Source organism: Sphingomonas sp. (assembly GCF_035490575.1).
Classification (GTDB): Bacteria; Pseudomonadota; Alphaproteobacteria; order Sphingomonadales; family Sphingomonadaceae; genus Sphingomonas.
On record NZ_DATJLI010000049.1, the window covers coordinates 1 to 4,130 of the forward strand.

The following is a 4,130-nucleotide window of genomic DNA, read 5'->3' on the forward strand; positions in this document are numbered from 1 at the left end:
GGCAAGCCGATGGCGCTGATCGTCGCGCCGACTCGTGAACTGGCGCTGCAGGTCAGCCGCGAGCTGGGCTGGCTTTACGCCAATGCCCGTGCGCGAATCGCCACTTGTGTCGGTGGCATGGATGCGTCGAAGGAACGCCGCCAGCTATCTTACGGCGCGCACATCGTCGTCGGCACGCCGGGCCGGTTGCGCGACCATCTGGAGCGCGGCGCGCTGGAGTTGTCCGAACTGCGCGTCGCGGTGCTCGATGAAGCCGACGAAATGCTCGACATGGGCTTTCGCGAGGATCTGGAGCATATCCTCGACGCAACGCCCGATGGCCGTCGCACCTTGCTGTTTTCCGCCACCATGCCGCGCCCGATCGAGGCGCTGGCCAAGCGCTATCAGACCGATGCGCTGCGAATCTCGACCGTGGGTGAGGATCGCGGGCATGGCGATATCGCCTATCAGGCGGTCACGGTGTCGCCGTCGGACATCGAGCATGTCGCCATCAACCTGCTGCGCCTGCACGAGGCGGAGACTGCGATCCTGTTCTGCGCCACGCGCGACAATGTCCGCCACCTGCACGCCAGCCTGATCGAACGCGGGTTCCAGGCCGTGGCGCTGTCGGGCGAGCATAGCCAGAACGAACGCAACGCAGCACTTCAGGCGCTGCGCGACCGGCGCGCGCGCGTATGCGTCGCGACCGACGTGGCGGCGCGCGGCATCGACCTGCCCAGCCTGAGCCTGGTCGTGCATGTCGAACTGCCGCGCGATGCGGAGACGTTGCAGCACCGTTCGGGCCGGACGGGCCGCGCAGGCAACAAGGGGACGGCGGTGCTGATCGTCCCTTATCCCCGCCGCCGCCGGATGGAAGCGCTGCTGCGCGGCGCGCGCATCAATGCCGAATGGATCGAGGCGCCGACCCCCGAGGACATCCGCGCGCGCGACCGCGAACGGATGCTGGAGGCGCTGCTGGCCCCGGTCGAAATCGACGAAGAGGATCGCGAGCTGGCCGCGCGCCTGCTGGCCGAACGCAGTGCCGAGGATATCGCCGCCGCGCTGGTGCGCGCGCATCGCGCCGCGCTGCCCGCGCCCGAAGAACTGATCGAGGGGACGCCGGAGGCGCGTCGTGCGGCGCAGGCGGAGCGCCATCGCCCCGGTTTCGATGATACGGTCTGGTTCCGCATGAATGTCGGCCGCCGCCAGAATGCCGATCCGCGCTGGATTCTGCCGCTGATCTGCCGTCGCGGTCATGTCACCAAGGCCGAGATCGGCGCGATCCGCATCGCGGCGGGCGAAACCTGGTTCCAGGTGCCGAGCGCCATCGCCGCCAAGTTCGCCGCCGCCGTCCAGCGCACCGCCGATCCCAATGGCGACGACGAAAGCGGTGTGCGGATCGAGCAGGCCGACGGCGCACCCGCGCCCGGCACGCGCGGCGATCATGGCGGTCCGCGCCGCAACGGTCCCAATGCGGGGCCGCCACGCCGTGGCAATCATCCGCCGCGCGCGGGCAAGCCGCATCGCAAGGGGCCGCGCCCCCGGTGAGCGGCGCGTGCATCCTGGTCGATGCCGATGCCTGCCCGGTCAAGGATGAGGTCTATACCGTCGCCTGGCGTCACGAGGTGCGCGTCTGGATCGTCAGCAATGCGTTTCTGCGCGTTCCCGCCCATCCGTTGATCGAACGGGTGACGGTGGGCGACGGGTTCGACGCCGCCGATGACTGGATCGCCGAGCGGACCGACGACCGATCGGTCGTCATCACTGCCGACATCCTGCTGGCCGACCGTTGCCTGAAGGCAGGCGGCACCGTTTTGTCGCCCACGGGCAAGCCGTTCACCGCCGGCTCGATCGGCGGCGCGATTGCCACGCGCGCGATCATGGCTGATCTGCGCGCGGGCGGCGATCAGCTGGGCGGCCCCGCGCCGTTTTCAAAGGCGGATCGTTCACGCTTTCTGCAAGCGCTCGACACCGCATTGGTGCGGCTCGCGCGGATGCCCGCAAAAGGATAAGGGGCGTCATGGCCGAACGCTTTGAACGACACCGCCAGCCGTGGCGGCAGGACGAAATCCAGAAGCTGCACACGCTGGCGAAAAAGGGCATGGCCCTGAAAGCGATCGCCAAGGCGCTGACCCGCAGCGAGGAATCGGTGAAGGACCGCGCCAAGGAAGACGGGCTGTCGATCGCCAAGCTGCGCTGATGCGCGGGCAATATGACGCGATCGTGCTGGGGGCAGGCGCCGCCGGGCTGATGTGCGCCGCCGTCGCGGGTCAACGCGGTCGCCGCGTGCTGGTGATCGACCATGCCGATGCGCCGGGCAAGAAGATCCTGATTTCAGGCGGCGGGCGCTGCAACTTCACCAACACCGGGACCGTGCCCGACCGGTTCCTGTCGGCCAATCCGCATTTCGCGCGGTCGGCACTGGCCCGGTATCAGCCCGCCGATTTCATCGCGCTGGTCGACCGGCATGGCATTGCCTGGCACGAAAAGACGCCGGGGCAATTGTTCTGCGACGGTTCCGCGCGACAGATCGTCGAGATGCTGATGGGCGAATGCGCGGTCGGCGGGGTCGATGTTGCGCTTGGTCACGGCGCCAGCGACCTGACGCACGCCGATGGCCGTTTTTCGCTGAGCGTGAACGGGCGAACCGTCACCGCGCCATCACTGGTGATTGCAACCGGCGGGCCGTCGATCCCGAAAATGGGCGCGACGGGCATCGCCTATGACATTGCGCGCCGCTTCGGATTGAAGGTGGTGGAGCCGCGTCCGGCGCTGGTGCCGCTGACCCTGGGCGGGGACGAGGTTCTGTTCCGCTCCCTGTCGGGCGTGTCGGCGGACGTGATCGCGACAGCGGGCAAGGCATCGTTCCGCGAAGCCGCGCTGTTCACGCATCGCGGGCTGTCGGGTCCGGCGATCCTTCAGGCTTCGTCATACTGGCGGCATGGCCAGCCGGTGACGATCGACTTCCTGCCCGCGCAAGGCGAAGGCTGGCTGAAGGCCGCCAAGCACGAAGCCCCGCGCGCCCGCGCCCCCCGGATGCTGGCGCGGATGCTGCCCGAACGGCTGGCCGATGTGCTGGCGGACCGGCTGGGCGTGGACGGCGAACTGGGCGGGCTGACCGACGCGAAGCTGGCGGCAGCCGAGCGCGCGCTGTCGGCATGGGCGTTCAACCCCAACGGGACCGAGGGCTATGCCAAGGCCGAAGTGACCGCGGGCGGGGTCAGCACCGCCGAGCTTTCGTCACAGACGATGGCCGCGCGCAAGCTGCCGGGTCTGTATTTCATTGGCGAGGCGGTCGATGTGACCGGCTGGCTCGGTGGCTATAATTTCCAATGGGCCTGGGCCAGCGGCTGGGCGGCGGCGCAGGCGGTGTAGCCGGATCAGCCGCCACTCGTCGTCGGGCGGCAGCGATAGACCAGCCGTTCATTGGGCACCGGCGGCAATGCCGCGCGGATCGCCGATTGCTGGCTGGCGAGCGCGGCACGTGCCGCCTGATCGGTCGAGCACTGCTTCAGCTGAACCTCTCGCCGCAGCGCGCGCGCCTGTTCCATGCGGGCCGCCGACAACAGATAGCGGGTGTTGGTATAGGTGCGCGTCGCGGGATCGAATTCCAGCACCGAAACCGTCTGCTCGGCGTCGGGCACCAGCACGCGTGCCCAGCGCCGGCCCGATTCGGCATATTGGGTGCGCCCGTTGACGCAGCCGTCGGGGCCGAGCGTCAGCGCGACGTCATCGGTCGCCGACACCGTAACCCGGCTGCGGGAGGGGTCGATCGCGCAGATCAACGGTCCCTGCGCCGCCGCCGGATCGACGGCGGAGGGTGTCGGAGACGGCTTTGGCGCCGCCGCGCGGGCCATCGCCTCGGCACGTTCGGGGTCGAAGGCGGGGCGCAGCAGGAACACCAGGATCGCCGCCAGCATCAGCGCCGCGCCGCCACCGCCCGCCCACATCGCCTCGCGCTGCTTGCCGCGCTGATACATCAGCCCCCCGGCCCCGACCGCCAGCGCCCCCAGCACCAGCAGCAGCGCGGCGATCGCGACGAAGTTCTCGCGCATCCGCTGATTGGCGGTGCGCGCATCGGCAACGGCTTCGGCACGGGCGGCGGCGGCCTGCACCGCGGCTTCGCGGCGGGCGACGGCATCGGCCTGCGC

The 4,130-nt window shown here is 69.5% G+C and carries 4 protein-coding genes and 1 pseudogene; 4 read left to right on the forward strand and 1 reads right to left on the reverse strand.

Annotated features, from left to right (window positions below; genetic code table 11):
* The 4 genes from VL973_RS03510 to VL973_RS03525 all read left to right on the forward strand — a co-directional run.
* The coding region (locus VL973_RS03510) for a DEAD/DEAH box helicase (RefSeq protein ID WP_325282645.1) at window positions 1-1,527 on the forward strand (1,527 nt) is incomplete at its 5' end.
* Entirely contained in the window at window positions 1,524-1,991 is a 468-nt protein-coding gene (locus VL973_RS03515; protein WP_325282646.1) for a YaiI/YqxD family protein, read from the forward strand. The genes VL973_RS03510 and VL973_RS03515, both read left to right, overlap by 4 nt.
* An 8-nt stretch (window positions 1,992-1,999) precedes the next feature.
* Window positions 2,000-2,179, forward strand: coding sequence for a hypothetical protein (locus tag VL973_RS03520; RefSeq protein ID WP_325282647.1), 180 nt, complete (start codon window positions 2,000-2,002; stop codon window positions 2,177-2,179).
* Window positions 2,179-3,354: a BaiN/RdsA family NAD(P)/FAD-dependent oxidoreductase gene (locus VL973_RS03525; RefSeq protein ID WP_325282648.1), complete on the forward strand. Its 1,176-nt coding sequence runs from the start codon at window positions 2,179-2,181 to the stop codon at window positions 3,352-3,354. Before VL973_RS03520 ends, VL973_RS03525 begins: the two co-directional genes overlap by 1 nt.
* Window positions 3,355-3,359: 5 nt before the next feature.
* On the opposite strand, the pseudogene VL973_RS03530 reads toward VL973_RS03525, so the two are convergent.
* Window positions 3,360-4,130, reverse strand: a pseudogene (locus VL973_RS03530) (serine protease); the annotation flags it as partial.